This window comes from Oceaniradius stylonematis (genome assembly GCF_965223445.1).
Classification (GTDB): domain Bacteria; phylum Pseudomonadota; class Alphaproteobacteria; order Rhizobiales; family Rhizobiaceae; genus Roseitalea; species Roseitalea stylonematis.
Genome location: NZ_OZ244994.1, coordinates 2,378,811 through 2,398,599, shown reverse-complemented (window position 1 = coordinate 2,398,599; position 19,789 = coordinate 2,378,811). Strand labels below are relative to the sequence as shown.

The 19,789-nt window shown below is 66.3% G+C and carries 20 protein-coding genes; 7 read left to right on the top strand and 13 right to left on the bottom strand.

The annotated features are described in order from the left end of the window. Nucleotides 1-12 precede the first annotated feature (12 nt). Nucleotides 13-717, bottom strand: coding sequence for a glutathione S-transferase family protein (locus ACOQOU_RS11815; RefSeq protein ID WP_306026132.1), 705 nt, complete (start codon nucleotides 715-717; stop codon nucleotides 13-15). Between the two features lie 157 nt (nucleotides 718-874). Here ACOQOU_RS11815 and fumC point away from each other — a divergent pair, with 157 nt between their 5' ends. Beyond that, the gene (gene fumC, locus ACOQOU_RS11810) at nucleotides 875-2,275 is read left to right on the top strand and encodes a class II fumarate hydratase (RefSeq protein ID WP_109767864.1); all 1,401 of its coding nucleotides are present in this window, start codon (nucleotides 875-877) and stop codon (nucleotides 2,273-2,275) included. 13 nt (nucleotides 2,276-2,288) lie between these two features. Next, a complete protein-coding gene (locus ACOQOU_RS11805) occupies nucleotides 2,289-2,774 on the top strand; it encodes a DUF427 domain-containing protein (RefSeq protein WP_306026131.1) in 486 nt (161 codons plus the stop codon). 184 nt (nucleotides 2,775-2,958) lie between these two features. On the opposite strand, the gene hisG is transcribed toward ACOQOU_RS11805, so the two are convergent. From hisG to hisS, 4 genes are all read right to left on the bottom strand, one after another. After that, nucleotides 2,959-3,651 carry an ATP phosphoribosyltransferase gene (gene hisG, locus ACOQOU_RS11800; protein ID WP_306026130.1) on the bottom strand — a complete coding sequence of 231 codons (693 nt, stop codon included), beginning with the start codon at nucleotides 3,649-3,651 and terminating at the stop codon, nucleotides 2,959-2,961. Further along, nucleotides 3,648-4,769, bottom strand: coding sequence for an ATP phosphoribosyltransferase regulatory subunit (locus ACOQOU_RS11795; protein ID WP_306026129.1), 1,122 nt, complete (start codon nucleotides 4,767-4,769; stop codon nucleotides 3,648-3,650). Before ACOQOU_RS11795 ends, hisG begins: the two co-directional genes overlap by 4 nt. Before the next feature lie 202 nt (nucleotides 4,770-4,971). Further along, nucleotides 4,972-5,337, bottom strand: coding sequence for an endonuclease domain-containing protein (locus tag ACOQOU_RS11790; protein ID WP_306026128.1), 366 nt, complete (start codon nucleotides 5,335-5,337; stop codon nucleotides 4,972-4,974). Nucleotides 5,338-5,513: 176 nt separating this feature from the next. Next, entirely contained in the window at nucleotides 5,514-7,112 is a 1,599-nt protein-coding gene (gene hisS, locus ACOQOU_RS11785) for a histidine--tRNA ligase (protein ID WP_306026127.1), read from the bottom strand. Between the two features lie 141 nt (nucleotides 7,113-7,253). On the opposite strand from hisS, the gene ACOQOU_RS11780 reads away from it, so the two are divergent. Continuing rightward, the gene (locus ACOQOU_RS11780; protein WP_306026126.1) at nucleotides 7,254-8,132 is read left to right on the top strand and encodes a DMT family transporter; all 879 of its coding nucleotides are present in this window, start codon (nucleotides 7,254-7,256) and stop codon (nucleotides 8,130-8,132) included. Here the strand turns inward: ACOQOU_RS11780 and ACOQOU_RS11775 are convergent. The 3 genes from ACOQOU_RS11775 to ACOQOU_RS11765 all read right to left on the bottom strand — a co-directional run bounded on the left by ACOQOU_RS11775 (nucleotide 8,126) and on the right by ACOQOU_RS11765 (nucleotide 9,696). Continuing rightward, nucleotides 8,126-8,599 (bottom strand): BA14K family protein, encoded by a 474-nt coding sequence (locus tag ACOQOU_RS11775; RefSeq protein ID WP_306026125.1) that lies wholly within the window; start codon nucleotides 8,597-8,599, stop codon nucleotides 8,126-8,128. The two genes, ACOQOU_RS11780 and ACOQOU_RS11775, sit on opposite strands and share 7 nt — an antisense overlap. Before the next feature lie 96 nt (nucleotides 8,600-8,695). Next, nucleotides 8,696-9,058: a DUF1801 domain-containing protein gene (locus ACOQOU_RS11770; protein WP_306026124.1), complete on the bottom strand. Its 363-nt coding sequence runs from the start codon at nucleotides 9,056-9,058 to the stop codon at nucleotides 8,696-8,698. Continuing rightward, nucleotides 9,055-9,696: a DNA-3-methyladenine glycosylase I gene (locus ACOQOU_RS11765; protein WP_306026123.1), complete on the bottom strand. Its 642-nt coding sequence runs from the start codon at nucleotides 9,694-9,696 to the stop codon at nucleotides 9,055-9,057. Before ACOQOU_RS11765 ends, ACOQOU_RS11770 begins: the two co-directional genes overlap by 4 nt. 193 nt (nucleotides 9,697-9,889) lie before the next feature. Between ACOQOU_RS11765 and ACOQOU_RS11760 the strand changes: the two genes are divergently transcribed. The 3 genes from ACOQOU_RS11760 to ACOQOU_RS11750 all read left to right on the top strand — a co-directional run bounded on the left by ACOQOU_RS11760 (nucleotide 9,890) and on the right by ACOQOU_RS11750 (nucleotide 12,340). Next, a complete protein-coding gene (locus ACOQOU_RS11760) occupies nucleotides 9,890-10,639 on the top strand; it encodes a L,D-transpeptidase (RefSeq protein WP_306026122.1) in 750 nt (249 codons plus the stop codon). A gap of 119 nt (nucleotides 10,640-10,758) precedes the next feature. Further along, on the top strand, nucleotides 10,759-11,415 hold the full coding sequence (locus ACOQOU_RS11755; RefSeq protein ID WP_306026121.1) for an outer membrane protein: 657 nt from the start codon (nucleotides 10,759-10,761) through the stop codon (nucleotides 11,413-11,415). Between the two features lie 190 nt (nucleotides 11,416-11,605). Beyond that, nucleotides 11,606-12,340 carry an outer membrane protein gene (locus tag ACOQOU_RS11750; RefSeq protein WP_109767810.1) on the top strand — a complete coding sequence of 245 codons (735 nt, stop codon included), beginning with the start codon at nucleotides 11,606-11,608 and terminating at the stop codon, nucleotides 12,338-12,340. 47 nt (nucleotides 12,341-12,387) lie between these two features. Here ACOQOU_RS11750 and glcF read toward each other — a convergent pair whose 3' ends face one another. From glcF to ACOQOU_RS11730, 4 genes are read right to left on the bottom strand one after another with little or no spacing between them, the layout of a single operon-like run. Next, the gene (gene glcF, locus ACOQOU_RS11745) at nucleotides 12,388-13,743 is read right to left on the bottom strand and encodes a glycolate oxidase subunit GlcF (protein WP_306026120.1); all 1,356 of its coding nucleotides are present in this window, start codon (nucleotides 13,741-13,743) and stop codon (nucleotides 12,388-12,390) included. A gap of 31 nt (nucleotides 13,744-13,774) precedes the next feature. Next, entirely contained in the window at nucleotides 13,775-14,167 is a 393-nt protein-coding gene (locus tag ACOQOU_RS11740) for a DUF4870 family protein (RefSeq protein WP_306026119.1), read from the bottom strand. Nucleotides 14,168-14,193: 26 nt separating this feature from the next. Next, nucleotides 14,194-15,429 carry an FAD-binding protein gene (locus ACOQOU_RS11735; protein ID WP_306026118.1) on the bottom strand — a complete coding sequence of 412 codons (1,236 nt, stop codon included), beginning with the start codon at nucleotides 15,427-15,429 and terminating at the stop codon, nucleotides 14,194-14,196. A 2-nt stretch (nucleotides 15,430-15,431) separates the two neighbouring features. Then, nucleotides 15,432-16,835, bottom strand: a complete 1,404-nt coding sequence (locus ACOQOU_RS11730) for an FAD-binding oxidoreductase (protein ID WP_306026166.1) — start codon at nucleotides 16,833-16,835, stop codon at nucleotides 15,432-15,434. Nucleotides 16,836-17,147: 312 nt separating this feature from the next. On the opposite strand from ACOQOU_RS11730, the gene ACOQOU_RS11725 reads away from it, so the two are divergent. After that, nucleotides 17,148-18,185, top strand: coding sequence for a LysR family transcriptional regulator (locus tag ACOQOU_RS11725; RefSeq protein WP_109767859.1), 1,038 nt, complete (start codon nucleotides 17,148-17,150; stop codon nucleotides 18,183-18,185). A 15-nt stretch (nucleotides 18,186-18,200) separates the two neighbouring features. Here ACOQOU_RS11725 and ACOQOU_RS11720 read toward each other — a convergent pair whose 3' ends face one another. Next, the gene (locus tag ACOQOU_RS11720) at nucleotides 18,201-19,508 is read right to left on the bottom strand and encodes a DUF3422 family protein (protein ID WP_245412819.1); all 1,308 of its coding nucleotides are present in this window, start codon (nucleotides 19,506-19,508) and stop codon (nucleotides 18,201-18,203) included. Nucleotides 19,509-19,789: the final 281 nt, after the last annotated feature.

The window sequence follows — 19,789 nt, the reverse complement described above, 5'->3', positions numbered from 1 at the left end:
GCACCGACGCGATCACTCGACCGGCGGCTGGACGAGTCCGCGCCCGGAGGCCGGGCGCGCGATGCAGCGGTCGAGCCACGCCATGACGTTTGGCCGCGCGGCCATCTCGAACGGCTCTTCGGCCTTGTAGAATATCTTGGCGCCGCGCACCCAGGGGAAGATCGCGATGTCGGCGATCGTGTACTCGTCGCCCATGATCCAGTCGCGGCCATCGGCAAGCCGACCTTCGAGCACACCCAGGAGCCGCCGCGCCTCGTTCACGTAACGCTCGCGGGGCCGCGGATCCTCGATTTCCTTGCCGGCGAAGACGCCGAAGAAGCCATACTGGCCGAACATCGGCCCGACGCCGCCCATCTGGAACATCAGCCATTGCAGCGTTTCGGCGCGCCGCGCCGCGTCCGATGGCAGAAGTCCACCATGCTTTTCAGCCAGATAGATGAGGATGGCGCCCGACTCCCAGAGGCCGAACGGTTCGCCATCGGGTCCGTCGGGATCGATGATCGCCGGTATCTTGTTGTTGGGGTTCAGCGACAGGAAGGCCGGTGTCGTCGTCTCGCCCAGCGGCACGGTGTGCGCGTCATAGGGCACGCCCAGTTCCTCGAGTGCGATCGACACCTTCACCCCGTTGGGCGTGGGGTAGGAGTAGAGCTGCAGCAGTTCGGGATTGCGCGGCTTCCAATGCCGCGTGATCGGGAAATCGTCGAGTGTCCTGGCCATGGTGTCCCCTCTGCCTTTTCGGCTTGTTGCGTCCGATCACTTAAGCGCAGGGCGCAGCGATGCAAGCGCATCACGCATGACGCTGCGTTCACAAAAAAGTTCGACCGTCGGTTGGACGGGAAGCCCGCGCACCCATATCCGATCGAAGGAGATCGCGATGAGCCAGGCCGACACACGCACCGAAACCGACACGATGGGCGCCGTCGAGGTGCCCGCCGACCGCTATTGGGGCGCCCAGACGCAGCGCTCCATCGGCAATTTCCCGATCGGCGACGAGCGGATGCCGGTGCCGCTGATCCGCGCGCTGGGGCTGATCAAGAAGGCGGCGGCGGAGACCAATGCGGCGCTCGGCGTGCTCGATGCCGATATCGCTCGCGCCATTGCCGATGCGGCCGCCGAAGTCGCCGACGGCACGCTGGACGATCATTTCCCGCTTGTCGTCTGGCAGACCGGCTCAGGCACCCAGACCAACATGAACGCCAATGAGGTGATCGCCAACCGGGCCATCGAAATGCTTGGCGGCGCGATGGGCTCGAAGGTGCCGGTGCACCCGAACGATCATGTCAATGCCAGCCAGTCTTCGAACGACACGTTTCCGACGGCGATGCATATCGCCACGGCGCTGGAGACCCATGACCGGCTGCTGCCGGCGCTCGACCGGATGATTGCGGCCCTCAACGAAAAGGCGCGAGAGTTCGACGATATCGTCAAGATCGGCCGCACCCATACCCAGGACGCGACGCCGCTGACCCTGGGGCAGGAGTTTTCCGGCTATGCGGCGGCACTGGACCTGTCGCGCACGCGCATCGACCACGACCTTGTCAACGTTTATGCGCTGGCCCAGGGCGGCACGGCGGTCGGCACCGGGCTGAACGCGCCGAAGGGTTTTGCGACCGGCTTTGCCGCGCGCATTGCCGAGGCGACCGGCCTGCCCTTCAAGACCGCGCCCAACAAGTTTGCCGCGCTCGCCTCGCACGCCGCGCTGACCGATTTCCACGGCAGCCTGAACGCGCTGGCTGCCGACCTGTTCAAGATCGCCAACGACATCCGCTTTCTGGGCTCGGGGCCGCGCTCGGGCTTGGGCGAACTGATCCTGCCGGCCAACGAGCCCGGTTCTTCGATCATGCCCGGCAAGGTCAACCCGACCCAGGCCGAGGCGCTGTCCATGGTGGCAACGCAGATCATGGGCAACCACACGACGATCACCATGGCCGCCGCGCAGGGCCATTTCGAACTGAACGTCTTCAAGCCGGTGATCGCGCTCAACGTGCTGCAGTCAATCCGGCTCGCCGCAGACGCGATGGCATCGTTCACCGAGCGCTGCCTTGAAGGCATCGAACCGGACAGGGAGCGGATCGCGGAACTGGTCGAACGCTCGCTGATGCTGGTGACGGCGCTCGCGCCCCATGTCGGCTATGACACGGCGGCGGCGATCGCCAAGGCGGCGCACGCCAACGGCACGACCCTGCGCGAGGAAGCGGTTGGCGGCGGCCATGTCTCCGGCGAGGATTTCGACCGGATCGTTCGTCCGGAGTTGATGGTCGGGCGCAGGACATGAGAGGGCACAGACGGTGACCGGGCCGGCCAAGCGCGTGATCGAGAACGTCGAAGACTATCCGCGCCCGCCGGCGCTGGAGCGGGTCGACGACACCATCCGGATCGTCTTTGCCGGACAGACCGTCGCGGAGACAGACGAGGCTTACCGCGTGCTCGAGACGTTTCACGCGCCGACCTACTATCTGCCGCCGGACGGGTTCGCCGAGGGCGTCCTGCAGCCGGGCAAAGGTACGTCCGTTTGCGAATGGAAGGGCCAAGCGAGCTATTTCGACATCGTCGCCGGCGGGCAGCGCGCCCAACGGGCGGCCTGGTGCTACCTTCGGCCGGCACCGGTCTTCGCGCCGATCAGGGGCTTTTTCGCCGTCTATGCCGAACCGATGGATGCCTGTTTCGTTGGCGGAGAGCGCGTCGAACCACAGCCCGGCAATTTCTACGGCGGCTGGGTGACAAGCCGGATCACCGGGCCGGTCAAGGGCGCGCCGGGCACCACCGATTGGTAGGCGGACAAACGCCCGGCAAAAAAGTTAACGAAATGTGATCCGGGCATGATCGGTGGCGTAAACCGATCATGCCGGTCCGATGGTTCCCCCGATCAACCGCAATCCGGCAGCTTTGACGGGCTCCCCGATCGCCCGGACAAGTCATGTGCCGCGCCACTTCGCTCAACGCGATGGCGCGGCTTTTTTATTGGCCGTTTGCAGAGAGCCGGGCCGCGATTGCGGCGATGTGCGGCGGCACGCCTTGTTTGGCGGTGAACAGGCAGGCTTGCGACCGCAGGATCACGCCGTCCGACAGCACCTTCAGCCGGTTGGCGCGCAGTGTGGAGCCGGTCGACGTAATGTCGACGATGATGTCGGCCTGGCCGGCGGCCGGCGCGCCTTCCGTGGCGCCCAGGCTCTCGATGATCCGGTAAAGCTGGATGCCGTGCTCTTGGCTGAAATGGCGCTGGGTCAGCCGCCAGTATTTCGTCGCGATCCGCAGCCGGCGGCCATGGCGGGCGCGAAAGCCCGCCGCCACCTCGCCCAGATCGGCCATGGTCTCGACATCGAACCAGGCTTCGGGAACGGCAACGACCACGTCGGCATGGCCGAACCCGAGGCGGGCGGCGCAATCGAGCCGATCCTCGCTGTCGGCCAACCCCTCGCGCACCAAGTCTTCGCCGGTGATGCCGGCATCGATGCGGCCCGCGCCCAGTTCGCGGGCGATCTCCGAGGCCGACAGGAACGCCACCTCAATATCGTCACGGCCCTTGACCGTGGCGCGGTAGGAGCGCGCATCGGCGGGCGGATCGACGTCCCAGCCGGCCTCCGCCAGCCGCTCCAGCGCGGTTTCGCGCAAGCGCCCCTTGGAGGGCACGGCCAGCGTGGCGATGCTCATGACACCCCTCCCGCAGCCCGGGCCACCCGGTCGAGCCAGACCGAAAAGCCGACGCCGGGCGTTGGCGCCTCAGCGCCCAGCAGCGGCAGCAGCCGGTCGTACCGCCCGCCGCCCGCCAGCACCGTGCCGTCACGGGCGCGCACCTCGAACACCAGCCCCGTATAATAGTCGAGCCGGCGGCCGAAGCTTGACCGGTAGGTGATCGCCTGCGGATCACGCCCGCGCGCGGCAAGCGCGTCGGTGCGGGCGGACAGCGCGGCAACGGCGTCTGAAATGTCGACGCCGGCATCGGACTGCCATTGCGCCAATGCATCGGGCGCCGCAGCGAGCGGTGCGGAGATGGCCAGAAAGGCACGCAACGCGTCCAGCCTTGCGGGGTCTGGCAGATGTTGAGCCGCTTCGACCTTTGCCAGCAGCCGGCCGGCTATGTCCGTAGCGGCACGGCCGCCGGCGTCGGGCAGGCTCGCCGCGCGCATCTCGCCGGCGATCGCCGCTTCGAGCGCCGCCCGGTCGCCGGCGCGGGCCGGATCGGCGATCGCGGCGGGCATCTCGGGCATCGGCGCGGGGCGCGACAGCCGGTCGAGCGTCGCCGCAAGGGCCGCATCGCTGCCAAAGGCATGGGCCAGCGCCAGGCGCCAGCCGGCCGGCAGGCCGAGCGCTGCCAGCACCGCATCGAACACCGTCTGGTCGCCGAGCACGGTTTCAACCGCGCCTTCAGGCACACCCAGCCGGCCGATCATCGTCGCCGCATCGGCCACCGAGCGCGCATCGGCATCCAGCGTGTCGGCGGCGCCGATATCCTCGATGCCGGCCTGCAGGAATTCGCTCGACCCGGCGCGGCGCTGGCGGAAGACAGTGCCGACATAGCCGTGCCGCGCCGGCCCGCTCTGCGCGGCGAGATGAGCCATGCAGACGGGAATGGTGAATTCGGGGCGCAGGCACAGCGCTTCGCCCGTCTCGCTCTGGGTGACGAAGATGCGCCGGCGCAGTTCCTCGCCGGCCATGTCGAGGAACGGGTCGGCCGGCTGCAGCACCGGCACGTCGATGCGCGCCGCGCCGAGCCCGGCGAGGATGGTCTCGATGTCCGCCCGCGCGGTAAAGGAGCGATGGGCGTTCATCGGGTAATTCCCGTGGTGGGCATCACCGTCTCGCAATACCCCCACCCTTCATCCCTCCCCTCAAGGGGGAGGGAAGACAAAGACACCTCGCGCAATTGATCAACGGCGGCGCCTGGCTCGACCTTCGGCAGATCTGGGTGCAATGCCAAGGTCTTCCCTCCCCCTTGAGGGGAGGGATGAAGGGTGGGGGTACGGCGCGGTGTCATGTCACGCCCAGTTCCCGCAAAAGGGTCTCAATGCAGCCATCGAGGTTTTCGTCCAGTTCGCCGGTGTTGATCCGGTGCACGCGATAGCCCAATTCGGCGAGCTTTGCATCCCGCCGCGCATCGCGCGCCATGCCATCGGCGGTGACATGGTGCTCACCATCGAGTTCGATGACGAGGCGGTGTGACTGGATGACGAAATCGACAATGTATGGACCGATCGGTGCCTGTCGGCGGACGTGGACGCTGTAGTTGCCACGGAACTGTTTCAGCTCAGACCATAGGCGACTTTCACCCTCGGTCATGTCGCGGCGCAGCGAACGGGCGCGCTTGATCGCAGAACGTTCTACGCGCGTCGGAGACATCGCTACCCCCACCCTTCATCCCTCCCCTCAAGGGGGAGGGAGGACCAAGGCATCTCGCCCGATTCATCAAGGGCTGTGCCTGGCTCGACCTTCATAATATTGGAGCGCAATGCCGAGGTCTTCCCTCCCCCTTGAGGGGAGGGATGAAGGGTGGGGGTAACTGCGCCGTGGCACATTCACCCACCCGCCTGCGCCGCCAGCAGTTTCGTCACCTCGGCCACCAGATCGCCTTCGGCCACCTCGAACTGGCCGGGGCGGGCGGCGCGATATGCCTCATTGCTCTCGATGGCGGCGGCTTCCTTGCGGCCCTCGATCATGTCCTTGATCTGTACGATGCCGCGCTCGCGCTCGTCGGAGCCCTGGATGATGGCGACCGGGCAGCCGCGCCGGTCGGCATAGCGGAGCTGGTTGCCGAACTTCTTCCAGTTGCCCTGATACATTTCGGCGCGGATGCCGGCTTCACGAAGGTCCTGCGTCATCTTCTGGTAGCGGCCGAGCGCCTCGGTGTCGCCGTCCATGACGGTCACCAGCACCGGCGCGACCATCTCGTCCGTGCCGAGCTTGCCAAGGTTCTTGAGCGCCGTCATCAGGCGCGAGACGCCGATGGAAAAGCCGGTCGCGGGCACATCCTGTCCGGTGAAGCGCTTGACGAGGCCGTCATAGCGCCCGCCGCCGCCGACCGAGCCGAACTGCACCGTCTCGCCCTTCTCGTTGACGACATCGAACAGCAGTTCGGCCTCGTAGACGGGGCCGGTGTAATATTCGAGGCCACGGACGACGGAGGGATCAAAGATGATCCTTTTGCTACCATACCCGCTTTCCTCGATGATTTCGAACGCATCCCGCAAACTGGAAAAGGCAGAGAATAGCCCATCGTTCGCGATAGGCGAGGACGCTAGACTGTCGATGAGTAAGATATTGTCGTAGAAGCGCGAACCGGTCTTGTTGACCGCTTTCATATCGGTCATTGGACGAATGTCAGCGCTGTAGTTCTCGAAAAGACTCTCGCCCATTATGCCCGCGCTGAACATGGTGTTAATTAGGACCTCTGACTGCGCCACAGCCAACCCCGCGCCCGGCGTGAAATCGCCGCTCTCGTCTTTCCGACCCTCGCCCAGCAACTGCCGAACGCCCTCGATCCCCAAGCGATCCAACTTGTCGATAGCGCGGAGGACGGTCAGCCGCCGCCCGGCATTTTCCTCGCCGCCAAGGCCGATCGCTTCCATGACGCCATCCAGCACCTTCCTATTGTTGACGCGGATCACATAGTCGCCGCGCGCGATCCCCAGCGCTTCCATCGTGTCGGCCATCATCATCGCCATTTCGGCGTCGGCCTGCACGCCCGGCGCGCCGACCGTGTCGGCATCGAACTGCATGAACTGGCGGAAGCGGCCCGGCCCCGGCTTTTCGTTGCGAAACACCCAGCCCTGCCGATAGGTGCGGTAGGGCAGCGCGATCTCGTTGATGTTCTGCGCCACGTGCCGGGCGAGCGGCGCGGTCAGGTCGTAGCGCAGGCTCATCCACTGCTCGTCATCGTCCTGAAGCGAGAAGACGCCCTCGTTCGGCCGGTCCTGATCGGGCAGGAACTTGCCGAGCGCGTCGGTATATTCGAACGCCGGCGTCTCGACCGGATCGAAGCCATAACGCTCGAACACGGCGCGGATCTTCGCCACCATCTCATCGGTCGCACGGATGTCGCTGGCCGTACGGTCCGTGAAACCGCGCGGCAGGCGCGCCTTCAGCTTTTGCGGCTTCTTGCTCTTCTTGTCGGACATGGGGACAGCGCCGTTTCATCGGGTGTGTGGGTCGCGCGTCTCCTAGACGACACGCAAACGCGCCGCAAGGCGAGGCGGCGTTCACGCGCCGGTGCCGGCAAAATGACGGGCGCGGCGCGCCATCTGTGCTAACGGAACCCGATGCGCCTTTTTCTTCTCACCGCCCTGACCATGACCGCCTTTGCCGCCAACTCGGTCTTCGCGCGGCTGGCGCTGGGCGATGGCGCGATGGACCCGGCCAGCTACACGCTGATCCGCATCCTCGCCGGCGCGCTGATGCTGGTTGTGCTGGTCGGCCTTGGCGCGCGCGGGCGCGGCCGCATGCGGTCAGCCGGCTCCGTCGCGTCGGCACTGGCGCTGTTCGGCTATGCGGCCGGCTTTTCCTACGCCTATGTCGCGCTTGAAACCGGCATCGGCGCGCTGATCCTTTTTGCCTGCGTGCAGGCGACGATGATCGGTTGGGCGGTGGCGCGGGGCGACAGGCCCTTGCCGCTCGAATGGCTCGGCCTGATCGCCGCCTTTGCCGCTTTCGTCTGGCTGGTCTCGCCGGGGCTGGCCGCGCCCGATCCGCTCGGCGCGGCGCTGATGGCCGGTGCGGGCATTGCCTGGGGCATCTATTCGCTGCGCGGACGCGGTGTCGGCGATCCGCTGGCCGGCACGGCGGGGGCCTTCGTGCTCGCGGCGCCGCTCGGCGTCGGGCTCGCCCTCATTGGACTGGCCGGCCTTGCGGCAAGCCCGTTCGGCGTCCTCATGGCGGTGGCGTCAGGGGCGCTCGCGTCCGGTCTCGGCTATGCGCTGTGGTATCGCGTGCTCGGATCGCTGACCGCGACGCAGGCCGGCATCGTGCAGCTCACCGTGCCGGTGATCGCCGCGCTCGGCGGCATCGCGTTCCTAGGCGAACCACTGACGCTGCGCTTCGCCCTCGCCTCGACCGTCATTCTGGGCGGCGTTGCCGTCGCCATCGTCGCGCGCGGCAAGCGCGCGCCGGCACCGTCCGCCGTCATCCGGTCGGATCAGTAATAGGGCGACACGCAGGGCCGGCGCGGCCCGTGATAGGGCTGGAACGTGTTGTCGCGCAGCCTGTAGGACCGGTAGCGATGCTCGCACCATTGCTTGTGCGCGTGGCTCAGCCGGATGATGCGCGGATGCACGGCACGCGGCGGATGATAGGGCTGCACCGGAATGTAGCGGTAGCGCGGCACGACGACCACGAAGGCGCGGTGCGGGAACCAGTAGCCATGATGGCGGCGATAGCCGTGCCGCTGGCGGTGATAGCCGCGATAGCCGTTGTAGTAGACGTGGCCGCCGCTCCAGCGGATGCCGACGCTGACGTGGCCGCGCCCGCCGACATGGACGATGCCGGACGATCCGGCCGCCAGCGCGTCGGCGGTCAGCTTCGGCGCCGGCATGGCGTCGGCCGAGGGCGTCAGGGCCAGCCCCGCGGCCACGGCCATGGCCGCCGCGATTGCGATTTGCCTGAGTTTCATCGGAACACTCCCGTGATGGTTTGCGGTCCCTACGCGGTTAATAAAACATGAATCCCCTGACAGCACAAAGAAACAAGGTGCGGCATGATTGTGTGGTTAATGCTGCCCAATCCGCCGGGCGGCGCGTTTGCGCCGGTGCCAGGTCAGCGCCAGCGCGATGCAGTGCCGGATCGCGGCCTCGTCGACCGGTTCGCCGGCGGGCAGCACGATGGCGCGATTGCCCTCGAAGGCGAGCGTGTCGCCGTAAAGGTCGCGGAATTCATCGACCAGCCCGGTATGGCAGATGAACATCAGCGCCTCGTCGCCGTTCGGCCGCTCCTGGATGCGCACCGAACTGCCGATGCGCGGCCTTGCCGGCGTGAAGCTTGCCTCACCCCATTTGACGCTCTCGGCCAACTCGCCGACGGCGTCGGTCTCGGCTGCGGCCTGAAGGATCAGCGTTCGCGCCCGCCCGCTCATGGCCGGACGAACGCGGCGCGGGCCGCCTCGACCGCCGGGCGGCAATGGCAGCCTTCCAAATGATCGTTGACCAGCCCCATCGCCTGCATGAAGGCGTAGACGGTCGTCGGCCCGACAAAGGACCAACCGCGCTTTTTCAGTTCCTTGGATATCGCGGTCGATGTCGGCGTCTTGGCCATGGCGGTGAGCGCGGCATAATCGGCAATGGCAGGCCGCTCGTCCGCGCCGGGCTCTCGCGCCCAGAAAAAGGCGGCGAGCGAGCCGAACTCGTCGCGCATTTCGCGCGCACGTTTCGCATTGTTGATGGTCGAGACGATCTTGCCCCGATGGCGAACGATCCCCGCATCGGCCAGAAGGCGCTCGATGTCCGCGTCGCCGAACCCGGCCACTGTGTCGAAATCGAAACCGGCAAACCCGGCGCGGAAATTGTCGCGCTTTCTGAGGATCGTCAGCCAGGAAAGGCCCGACTGGAAGCCTTCCAGACAGATCTTTTCGAAAAGGCGGAGATCGTCGCCGACGGGCATGCCCCATTCGGTGTCGTGATAGGCCATGTAGTCGGGCTTACCGCCATGCCACCAACAGCGGACCTTGCCGTCCTCGCCGCGCACAAGCCCCTCGGGCAATGGATCGTCCGTCATTAACCGTGTCCCTTAAGCCGCCATTCACCACCGCCGACAACGCGCCGCTAACCTTGCCAATCGGTTTCCGGCGAACGGCGCATTTTATGAAGCCCGATTCATATTTTGATTGGCGCGCGGAGTCATGGTCCGGGGCGAAGGTTCCTGACAGCGATGTCCGGAACCATCGGCCAAACAGTAGTGAGTACGACCGATGACAAACCTCAGACACGGCGCGGCGGCACTGGCCGCGGCGTTCGCCCTTTTCATCGCCGGACCGGCCCAGGCCAACGACCGCTATGCGACGCCGCCGCCGATCGTGCTCAGCCCGGATCTGAGCCAGCCATGGGTGATGCAGTTGCAGAACCCCCGCGCGCAGGGCGTTCGCGCGTCGGCGCCGCGCGTCGTCACCCGCCGCCAGGCCGGCGAGCGCCGCGTCTATCAGCCGCGCCGCCAGCAGCAGCAGGCCGCATTGGCGCAGCCGCCGCAGCCGCAGGTGCGCGGCATCGATCCGATCTACCTGCCGCAGACGGTGGCCTATCATGGCAGCGAGCCGGCCGGCACGATCATCATCGAGACGACCGACCGGTTCCTCTATCTGGTCAATGGCGACGGCACCGCCAAGCGCTATGGCGTCGGCGTCGGCAAACAGGGGTTCGAATGGCGCGGTTCGGAGCGCATCACCCGCAAGGCCGAATGGCCGAGCTGGCGCCCGCCCGCAGAGATGATCGCCCGCGAGGCGCGCAAGGGCCGGCACCTTCCCACCTTCATGGAAGGCGGACCGCAGAACCCGCTTGGCGCGCGGGCGCTCTATCTCGGTTCGACGCTCTACCGCATTCACGGCACCAACCAGCCCTGGACAATCGGACAGGCGGTGTCTTCGGGCTGCATCCGCATGCGCAACGAGGACGTCAAGGACCTTTATGCGCGCGTCAGCGTCGGTGCCAATGTGATCGTGCGGTGACGCTCTTCAAGTGCCCCGGCGCAGGCGCATCGGGGAACTTGATGTCACACCGGGTCGGAATTTGATTGGCTCGACGCCCCGCATCCAGTATTGGATGGTCACGGATTGAAGAGACCATCATGATACGCACATCCCTGATCGCCGCCGCAGTCCTTGCGTCGTCCACCGCCGTCGCATCCGCCGAGTTCCAGTTTTCGGCCTATGGCGGCTGGCAGACCGCGCCACACAGCCTTGTGACCGTCACCGGCATCGGCGCGGAAAGTTTCACGGCGGGCTGGGACGGCCGGTCCTTCGAGATGCCGCCCTATTGGGGCCTGCGCGGCACGTACTGGCTTGAGCGGCTCGACATGCCGAAATGGGGCGTGTCGGTCGACTTCACCCATGCCAAGGTCTATGCGGACGCGGCGACCTTCCCCAAGACCGACAACTGGACACGGTTCGAGTTCTCCGACGGGATCAACATCCTGACGGTCAGCGCGATGCGGCGCTTCGACCGCTGGAACGGGTTCGAGCCCTATGTCGGTGTCGGTGCCGGCCTTTCCATCCCGCATGTGGAAGTGACGCGCCCTGAGGGCACCACCTTCAACTACCAGGTCGGCGGCGCCGCGCTGCAGGCGCAGGTGGGCGCCAACTATTACATCAATGACTGGCTGTCGGTGTTCGGCGAATATCAGTTCAACTATGCGATGAACAATGTGACGCTGACCGAAGGCGCGAAGCTGGAAACCAACATCATCCTGAACGCCTTTGTCGCCGGGGTTTCCGTCCATTTCTGACCGCGCGGTCGCCGGCTTTCATGCCACCAACGCCTGCGATCGGCGTGCCAATCGTCCCGTGGCGGCGCATGGCTGCACGCCAAGGTTGACGACTTAACGCCGAATTAACCCCGCTCGTTAACCATGCGCGCATCCGGAAGGCGGCGCGTATGGTCGTGTCCGCCGGCTCCGCTCGTTCAGGACCAGATCCATGCGTACCCTTCTGCTTTCGTTCGGCATGAGCGCCGTATTGGTTGCCCCGCTGGCCCAGGCGGCCGATCTCGACATTGTCGAGGCGCCGATGGCCGGCGACTTCAGCGGCGCCTATGTCGCCGCGCGCATCGCCGGCGCCTTCACGCCGGATACCAATTTCAATCTGACCGTCGTCCCGACCAACATCGTCAACGATTATGACCGCTTGGGCTTTGGCGGCGCGCTCGCCGTCGGTTACGAATTCGACTGGGGCAGCAATGTCGCCCTGCGCGGCGAAATCGAGGGTGGCCTGATCTCGGCGGAGATCAAGAGCCACACCCTGGTCGCCATCGCGACGACGCTCGATGGCGGTGCCGCGTTCGGCACGACAGAAATCGTCTACGGCATGGTCAACGCGGCGGTCGACTATGATTTCGGCAACGGGTTCAAGCCGTTCATCTCAGGCGGCATCGGCCTTGCAGAGGTCAACTTCAAGAACCATGGCGTCGGCCTCGCAGCGCCGGTGGGCCCCTTGGGTCCGGGCAATGTCACAGCGATGAACGACAAGGATTCCGGTCTTGCATGGCAGATCGGCGGCGGCGTGGGCTATGAGGTCGACGAGCGGGTCACGCTGGAAGCGGGCTACCGTTACTTCCAGGTCAACGACATCAGCCTGACGGCGGTCGATGGCACGGTGACCAACGTCCCGGTCAAGCAGCACCAGGTCATGCTGGGTGTACGCTACGGGTTCTGAGCCCCAACCGACATGGCGCAGTGAGGGCGGCCTGAGGGCCGCCTTTTTCATTCGGCCGCCTCGACCAGCGCTTCAAGACTGGTGCGCTTGCCGGCACGCGCTTCCGGCACGCCCGCCGGCCTGTCGCCGCCATAGGCCCAGTTCAAAAGCGCAACCGTGTGGACGATCGGGATGTCGGTGCCCGACGCGATCTGCGTGATGCAGCCGATATTGCCGGTGGCGATCACGTCCGGCCGGGTGGATTCGATGTTGCGGACCTTGCGTTCCTTCAACTGCGTGGCGATTTCCGGCTGCATGATGTTGTAGGTGCCCGCCGAGCCGCAGCACAAATGCCCCTCGGGCGGGTCCTTGACCGTGAAACCGGCTGCGGTCAGCAGCGTCTTGGGCAGCGTGGTGATCCTCTGGCCATGCTGCATCGAGCAGGCGGAATGGTATGCCACCGTCAAACCGGGTTCGACCGACGGGGCGGGCAGGTCGATGCCCGCCAGATACTCGATGATGTCTTTCGCCAGCGCGCTGACCCGGGCCGCCTTTTCGGCATAGGCCGGATCGAGCCGCAGCATGTGGCCGTAATCCTTGATCGTCGTGCCGCAGCCCGAGGCGGTGATGATGATCGCGTCGAGCCCGCCATTGTCGACCTCACGCATCCAGGCATCGACGTTGCGCCTGGCGTCGGCGAGCGCTTTGTCCTCGCGGCCCATATGATGGACCAGCGCGCCGCAGCAGCCCTCGCCCTTGGGGACCACGACTTCCACGCCGATGCGCGTCAGAAGCTTGATCGTCGCCTCATTGATGCCCGGATCGAGAACGGGCTGGGCGCAACCGGTCAGGATCGCCACGCGGCCGCGCGTTTCGCTGGCCGGCGCGTGGGCGCCGGGTCGGGCATAGGGCGACGGTCTGGCGATCTTCTTCGGCGCCAGATCGAGCATGGCACCGAAGCGCCTGAGCGGACCGATCGATTTGAGCAGAGGCGCGAACGGGCGACCGAGCCGAGCCGCGTAGAGCGACGCCTTGAACCGCCCCGGATAGGGCAGGACCTGCGCCAGAATGGTGCGGATCAGACGATCCATGAAGGGCCGCTCATAGGTCTTTTCGATATGCGCGCGGGCGTGATCGACCAGATGCATGTAGTTCACGCCCGACGGGCAGGTGGTCATGCAGGCGAGGCACGACAGGCACCGGTCGATGTGCAGAACCGTCTTCGCGTCGGCCGGCCGGTCGTTCTCGAGCATCTCCTTGATCAGATAGATGCGCCCGCGCGGCGAATCGAGCTCGTTGCCGAGCGTGACATAGGTCGGACAGGTCGCCGTGCAGAAGCCGCAATGCACGCACGAGCGCAGGATCGTCTCCGAATGGGCGACGTGCGGATCGTCAAGCTGCTCGGGCGTGAAACTGGTCTGCATGGCGAGGTGTCCGTTGCTGTGGCTCGAATCTTCAGATCCACCAGGTGAGCGGATCGGAGATCGGCTCACCCCGGCCCAGCGCCTGGATGCCCTTGACCAGGCGGATGATCACCCAGACGGCGACCGCGATCATCAAGAGGAAACCGATGCCGACAAAGGCGAGGATGAAGCTGATCAGCGAGAAGAGGATGCCGATCCAGAAGGTGCGGATCAGCCAGGTGTAGTGGGTTTCCACATAGCCGCCGGCCTTGCCGCGATTGAGATAGGCCATCACCACGCCGACCAGTGCGGTCAGGCCGGTGATGATGCTGGCGAAATAAAGGATGTAGATCAGTTGTGCGTTGCGCGGACCGGCGTCGAACCAGCCTTCGGTGGAGATCGGCTGATTGCTGCCCGGTTCGGGCGGATTGGACGGATTGCTCATGATGGAACTTCCCTTGAACGATGGCGTCAGGCCGCATCGCGTCCGGAATTGAACGCGCGGCGGCCAGAGTTGAACACGCCATCGGGATCAATTGAAGCGCGAATCCGCTCGCTCAGCGCGGCAACCGGCGCCGGTTCGGGGTGGAAAACCGGCGTCCGGGCACGGACGCCTTCGGCGGCACGGACCAGAAGCGCATGGCCGCCGGCGTGGGTGGCGACGGCACCGCGTACCAGGTCCGCCCGGGCATCTCCGCCGTCGAACCGCAGCCAGACAAGCCCGCCCTGCCAGTCGAAAAAGGCCTGGCCGGCGGCGGCGCCGAGAATTTGGCCGGCGACGGTGTGGCCGACCATCGGCGGCACCGAGATGCGCCAGACGGGGGTGTCGCTTCCATCGGCGAACGGGTGCACATCGCGGATCGCGATCCAGGCCTTGCGGGAGGCGCCGCCATCCAGTTCCGCAATGGTTTGGCGCGTGTCCAGTTGCGGCTTGAGGCGGTCGATGCGTTCGGCGACCGAATCGGCGAACCCTTCAAGGCGGAGTAGCGTCGATGCGCGGTTTTCATGGCCGGCGCCGAGGACTGCACCGCTCAACGCGGCCGGCAGGTGCGCCGCACCGGAGACCTCGGCGCTGGTGCCCATGGCGGCGGCCATCAGGCGCGCGGCCTCGGCGCCGTCGGCACCGTCGATCACCAGCGTCGTCTCGGTCTCGGCGCGCGGCAGCACCTTGAAGGCGGTTTCGGTGATCAGGCCCAGCGTGCCCCAGGAGCCGGCCATCAGCTTGACCAGATCGAGCCCGGTGACGTTCTTCATCACCCGGCCGCCATTCTTGATCGCTTCGCCCCTGCCGTTGACAAAGCGCACGCCCAGCAGCGAGTCGCGCGCGGCGCCGGCGGTGATGCGCCGGGGGCCGGACATGTTGGTCGCCGCAATGCCGCCGATCGTCTGGCCCGCATCGGAGCCCAGAAGCCGGCTCCAGTCGGAGGGTTCGAACATCAGGGCCTGATGGTTGGCCGCCAGGGCCGTCTCGATCTCGGCGACCGGGGTGCCGGCCCGCGCGACGATCACAAGCTCTTCGGGATTGTATTCGACGACGCCCGACAGGCTGGTCGTCACGATGGCGGCATCGGCGGTGACCGGCCGGCCGATGGCGTTCTTGGAACCGGCACCGGAAATGGCGAGCGTCCGGCCGGCAGCTCTTGCCTCGGCCACCATGGCGCAGGCTTCGGCCTCGCTGGCCGGCGTCAACGTTTCTGGCGCGGCCATCGTCATGATGCCTTGCGCATGTCGAGATCGAGCGGGAAGACCTTGGAGGGGTTGAGCCTCCAATCCGGATCGAAGGCGGCCCGGACCGCCATCTGCTGGTTCAGGTCCGTCTCGGTGAACTGGTGCAGCATCAGGTCGCGCTTTTCGACGCCGACGCCGTGTTCGCCAGTCAGGCAGCCGCCCGCATCGACGCACAGTTTCAAGATGTCGGCGCCGGCCGCCTCGGCCTTTTGCGCCTCGTCCGGATCGTTGACATTGTAGAGGATCAGCGGGTGCATGTTGCCGTCGCCGGCGTGGAACACATTGGCGACGCGCAGGCCGTAGCGCTCGATGATGGTGTAGGTCTCGCGCAGCACGTGGGAGAGCTGTCCGAGCGGAACGGTACCATCCATGCAGATATAGTCGGCGATGCGGCCGGTCGCGCCGAAGGCGGATTTGCGGCCCTTCCAGATCTGCGCGGCCTGGGTTGCCGACTGGCTTTCCTTGACCGACTTGACGCCGTGCTTCTTGGCGATGGCGATGATCCGCGCCAGCATCGCGTCCATCTCGGCGTCCGATCCCTCCACTTCGATGATCAGCAGCGCCTCGACGTCGAGAGGATAGCCGGCCTTGGCGAAGGCCTCGCAGATCTCGATGGCCGGCTTGTCCATGAATTCGATGGCGACCGGTATGATGCCCGAGCCGATGATTTCCGAAACGCAGGCGCCGGCGACTTCCGAGGAATCGAACCCGAACAGGACCGGGCGCGCGCCTTCGGGTCTGGCCAGAAGCCGGACTGTCGCCTCCGTGATGATGCCGATCTGGCCCTCCGAACCGCACAGGAGGCCAAGCAGATCGAGCCCGGGCGCGTCTAGCGCCTTGCCGCCCAGTTCGATGATCGTTCCGTCCATCAGGACAAGCCTGGCGCCGAGCAGATTGTTGGTCGTCACGCCATATTTGAGGCAATGGGCGCCGCCGGAATTCATCGCGATGTTGCCGGCGATCGTGCATGCAAGCTGCGAGGACGGATCGGGGGCATAGAAGAAGCCGTCCGCCGCCACGCGGTCGGAGATCGACAGGTTCGTCGCTCCCGCCTGCACCGTGGCGGTGCGGTTGTCATAATCGACCTCGAGAATGCGGCTCATCCGGCTGACGCCGATGACGACGGCATCCTCCTGCGGGATCGCGCCGCCGGCGAGCGAGGTTCCGGCGCCGCGGGGCACCACCGGCACGCCCTGTTCGGCGCAATATCTCAGCACCGCAGCCACCTCCCCGGTGGTCGCGGGCAGAACGACCGCGAGCGGCACGCGCCTGTAGGCGGTAAAGGCATCGGTCTCGAACGGCACCAGTTCGCGCGGATCGGTGACGAGGCCTTCGCCCGATACGAGCGCGGCAAGGCCGGCGGCGATCTCCTCGCGGCGGGCCATGATGGCCGGATCGGGCTCCAGAAACGCGATTTCCTGCACGGTGTTCTCCTCCCGCCGACAAGGGCGATGCCATCTTATGGGTCGTGGCCGACAATGGCCACAGCACGGCGGCTCCGCTCCTCGGCTTTCACTGGTAAAGATTATTTACCACTTATCCCGTGACGTTGCAATGCGCGAATCTGCAACCGCGATTTCTACTTTTGCTGGACTTTCGCCGGAGGCGCCCCATTTCCCCGACTTGGACGACCTCAACCGACGGCCGGCGGCGGCTTGTCTCGCGCCGCGGCCGGCAACAATGGCATCCGAGTGGGCATGAGCAATTTTGGAGATTTGGAGATTTTCGCCCGGGTCGTGGCGGCCGGCAGCATGTCCGCCGCCGGGCGGGAACTGGGCCTGTCGCCGGCCGTCGTTTCAAAACGCCTGCGCCGGCTCGAAGACCGTCTGGGCACGCGGCTGTTGCAGCGCACGACGCGGCAGATCGCGCTGACCGAGGCCGGACAGGGTTTTTACGAACGGGTTGTCGCCATACTTGCCGGGGTCGAAGAGGCCGAGGCGTTCGTCTCGCGGCGGTCGGCCCATGCGCGGGGCACGTTGAAAGTCAGCGCGCCGACCTCGTTCGGCCGCATGCATATCGCGCCGCATCTTGCCCCCTTCATGAAAGCCAATGCGGACCTGTCGGTGAACATGCTCCTGTCCGACGATCTGGTGGATATCGTCGGCGAAGGGTTCGACGTGGCCATCCGCATCGCCGAGCTGGCCGATTCGAGTCTTGTGGCGCGCAAACTGGCGCCGGTGCGCCGGGTTCTGTGCGCGACGCCGGACTATCTGGCCGAGCATGGACGTCCCGAGACCCTGGCCGACCTGGCCGACCATAATTGCCTGACACACCAGGCATCGGACATCTGGCGGTTCGAGGGTCCGGACGGCGATGCGAGCTTCAGGCCGCAGGGCAATCTGCAAACCAACTCGTCCGAAGTGATCCGCGAGGCGGTGCTGGCAGGCCTCGGAGTGGCGCTGCGCTCGACCTGGGATGTCGGCGACGAGCTGGCCGCCGGCCGGCTGGTGCAATTGCTGCCGGACCATGAGAGCGCAACCAATGTGGGCATCTATGCGATCTATCCGTCGCGCCAGTTCCTGCCGGTCAAGGTCCGCCTTTTCATCGATCATTTCGCCGATCTGTTTGGCTCGGTGCCCTATTGGGAACGCGGCGCCCAAGCCGGACATGGCCGCGACAACAGGGCCGCGCCGGACGATGCGCCGCAGCGGCCCGGCAACCCGAAGGGTCCGCCGAGCGGCTATCGGGGCAATGGCGCCAACGGGCACGGGGACGGTGCTCCGGCAGGCGAATAATCGCCTCGTCCGCGGTCAGTCCGCCGTCTTGTCGCGTCCCAGATGACGCTGGCGTATGCGCCGCACGATCCACCAGATGGAAAGGATCGTCACCGGCACGAACAGCGCGGTCAGCGCGTCGGTGCTCAAGCCGGGCAACCGGCCCGGGACGCCTTTGATCGCATAGGCGAACAGGCCCACGATGTAATAGGAGACGGCCGCGACCGACAGACCCTCGACCGTCTGTTGCAGGCGCAGTTGCAGCTTGGCGCGCCGGTCCATCGATTCCAGAAGATCGCGGTTCTGCTTCTCGACCTCCACATCGATGCGGGTGCGCAACAGGTTCGCCGCGCGCGCCAGCTTGCGCGACAGGTTGGCCTGGCGCTCCTCGACGGCGCGGCACGTGCGCATGGCCGGCGCCAGCCGTCGTTCGAGGAACGAACGCCACGTGTCGTAGCCGGGGACCGAATCCTCGTCAAGCGCCGACAGCCGGTCGCTGACAATCTCGTCATAGGCACGGCTGGCGCCGAACCGGTAAAGGCTGGAGGCGGCGTCCGCCTCGAGCTGGCCCGCCAGCCCTATGATCTCGTCGAGCAGCACCTCGGCGCCGCCCGGCTCGATCTCGCGCATGCGGTGGGTCAGTTCGGCGAGCCGGTCCTCGGCCTTGCGCATGCGCGGAGACAGACTCTGGGCGACGGGCAGGCCGAGCATGGCCATCGTTCGGTAGATCTCGATGTCGAACAGCCGCTGCGCCAGCGATCCGGTGCGCTGCGGGGTCATGCCCTTGTCGAGGATCAGGATCCGGGTCAGCCCGTCCTGATCCTGCCGGAAATCGGTCGCCACGATGGCGCGGCCGCCCTCGGTCTGGGACAGGCACAGGGTCTGCCGGTCGAACGCCTGGAGCCACTTCTCATACCCGTCGCCATGCGGGCGGATGTCGATACGCACGCCGGCGATCAGCGAACCCGGCGCGGGAAACGCATCGCCGAACGGATGACCGGTCAACGTTTCGCCGGCGGCTTCGGGCAGCGGGCCCTCCCACAGATAGGTCGATGCCTCGGTGTGGCGTTCCCACCACAGGCTCCCCGGCCCGGTGCGAATGCGGTGATGGCGCGCGGTTTCCGCCGGCGGCGCGACGCCGTGCTGGCGCGACAGTTCGGCCAGCACGGCCTGATCGACCGATGCGCCGCCATCGGTGATGAAGCACAGTTTCAGGAGCGCGCGGGGCGCGGTGATCGACGGAGCCGGGCGCGCGTGCACCTCACCGGTGGCCGCCGAACGCTGGGGATGGACGGGAAATCCGAACGCGCCGGCGCGCTGCGCGTGTCCGGGCCGCGCCGGCAGCCGGTCGGCGTCCGTCTTTCCGGCATCCGTGCCCTTGTTTGGCTTGCCTGCCGGCGGGGAGACCTTTTCGCTGTCGGTGGTCGTCACTGATCTCTCCTCGTCGCGCGCCGCGTACCGTTGACGGCCCGGCATGGCTTGCCGGGCCGCGTTCGCCGCTTCACCATCATCTATAGGGCTCGATCGGGCGCAAGGAAAGCAATCGGGACGCCCTTGGGTGCCGGCAAATGGCCGGAATTGGACAATCAAATTGACCAGTCGCGGCACGGCTGGCTAGATTGCGG

Excerpts from the sequence above, each read along its gene's own strand:
- ACOQOU_RS11815 (WP_306026132.1), bottom strand. The coding sequence starts at position 717 with ATGGCCAGGACACTCGACGATTTCCCGATCACGCGGCATTGGAAGCCG.
- fumC (WP_109767864.1), top strand. The coding sequence starts at position 875 with ATGAGCCAGGCCGACACACGCACCGAAACCGACACGATGGGCGCCGTC.
- hisG (WP_306026130.1), bottom strand. The coding sequence starts at position 3,651 with ATGAGCATCGCCACGCTGGCCGTGCCCTCCAAGGGGCGCTTGCGCGAA.
- ACOQOU_RS11795 (WP_306026129.1), bottom strand. The coding sequence starts at position 4,769 with ATGAACGCCCATCGCTCCTTTACCGCGCGGGCGGACATCGAGACCATC.
- ACOQOU_RS11790 (WP_306026128.1), bottom strand. The coding sequence starts at position 5,337 with ATGTCTCCGACGCGCGTAGAACGTTCTGCGATCAAGCGCGCCCGTTCG.
- hisS (WP_306026127.1), bottom strand. The coding sequence starts at position 7,112 with ATGTCCGACAAGAAGAGCAAGAAGCCGCAAAAGCTGAAGGCGCGCCTG.
- ACOQOU_RS11780 (WP_306026126.1), top strand. The coding sequence starts at position 7,254 with ATGCGCCTTTTTCTTCTCACCGCCCTGACCATGACCGCCTTTGCCGCC.
- ACOQOU_RS11775 (WP_306026125.1), bottom strand. The coding sequence starts at position 8,599 with ATGAAACTCAGGCAAATCGCAATCGCGGCGGCCATGGCCGTGGCCGCG.
- ACOQOU_RS11770 (WP_306026124.1), bottom strand. The coding sequence starts at position 9,058 with ATGAGCGGGCGGGCGCGAACGCTGATCCTTCAGGCCGCAGCCGAGACC.
- ACOQOU_RS11765 (WP_306026123.1), bottom strand. The coding sequence starts at position 9,696 with ATGACGGACGATCCATTGCCCGAGGGGCTTGTGCGCGGCGAGGACGGC.
- ACOQOU_RS11760 (WP_306026122.1), top strand. The coding sequence starts at position 9,890 with ATGACAAACCTCAGACACGGCGCGGCGGCACTGGCCGCGGCGTTCGCC.
- ACOQOU_RS11755 (WP_306026121.1), top strand. The coding sequence starts at position 10,759 with ATGATACGCACATCCCTGATCGCCGCCGCAGTCCTTGCGTCGTCCACC.
- ACOQOU_RS11750 (WP_109767810.1), top strand. The coding sequence starts at position 11,606 with ATGCGTACCCTTCTGCTTTCGTTCGGCATGAGCGCCGTATTGGTTGCC.
- glcF (WP_306026120.1), bottom strand. The coding sequence starts at position 13,743 with ATGCAGACCAGTTTCACGCCCGAGCAGCTTGACGATCCGCACGTCGCC.
- ACOQOU_RS11740 (WP_306026119.1), bottom strand. The coding sequence starts at position 14,167 with ATGAGCAATCCGTCCAATCCGCCCGAACCGGGCAGCAATCAGCCGATC.
- ACOQOU_RS11735 (WP_306026118.1), bottom strand. The coding sequence starts at position 15,429 with ATGGCCGCGCCAGAAACGTTGACGCCGGCCAGCGAGGCCGAAGCCTGC.
- ACOQOU_RS11730 (WP_306026166.1), bottom strand. The coding sequence starts at position 16,835 with ATGGCCCGCCGCGAGGAGATCGCCGCCGGCCTTGCCGCGCTCGTATCG.
- ACOQOU_RS11725 (WP_109767859.1), top strand. The coding sequence starts at position 17,148 with ATGAGCAATTTTGGAGATTTGGAGATTTTCGCCCGGGTCGTGGCGGCC.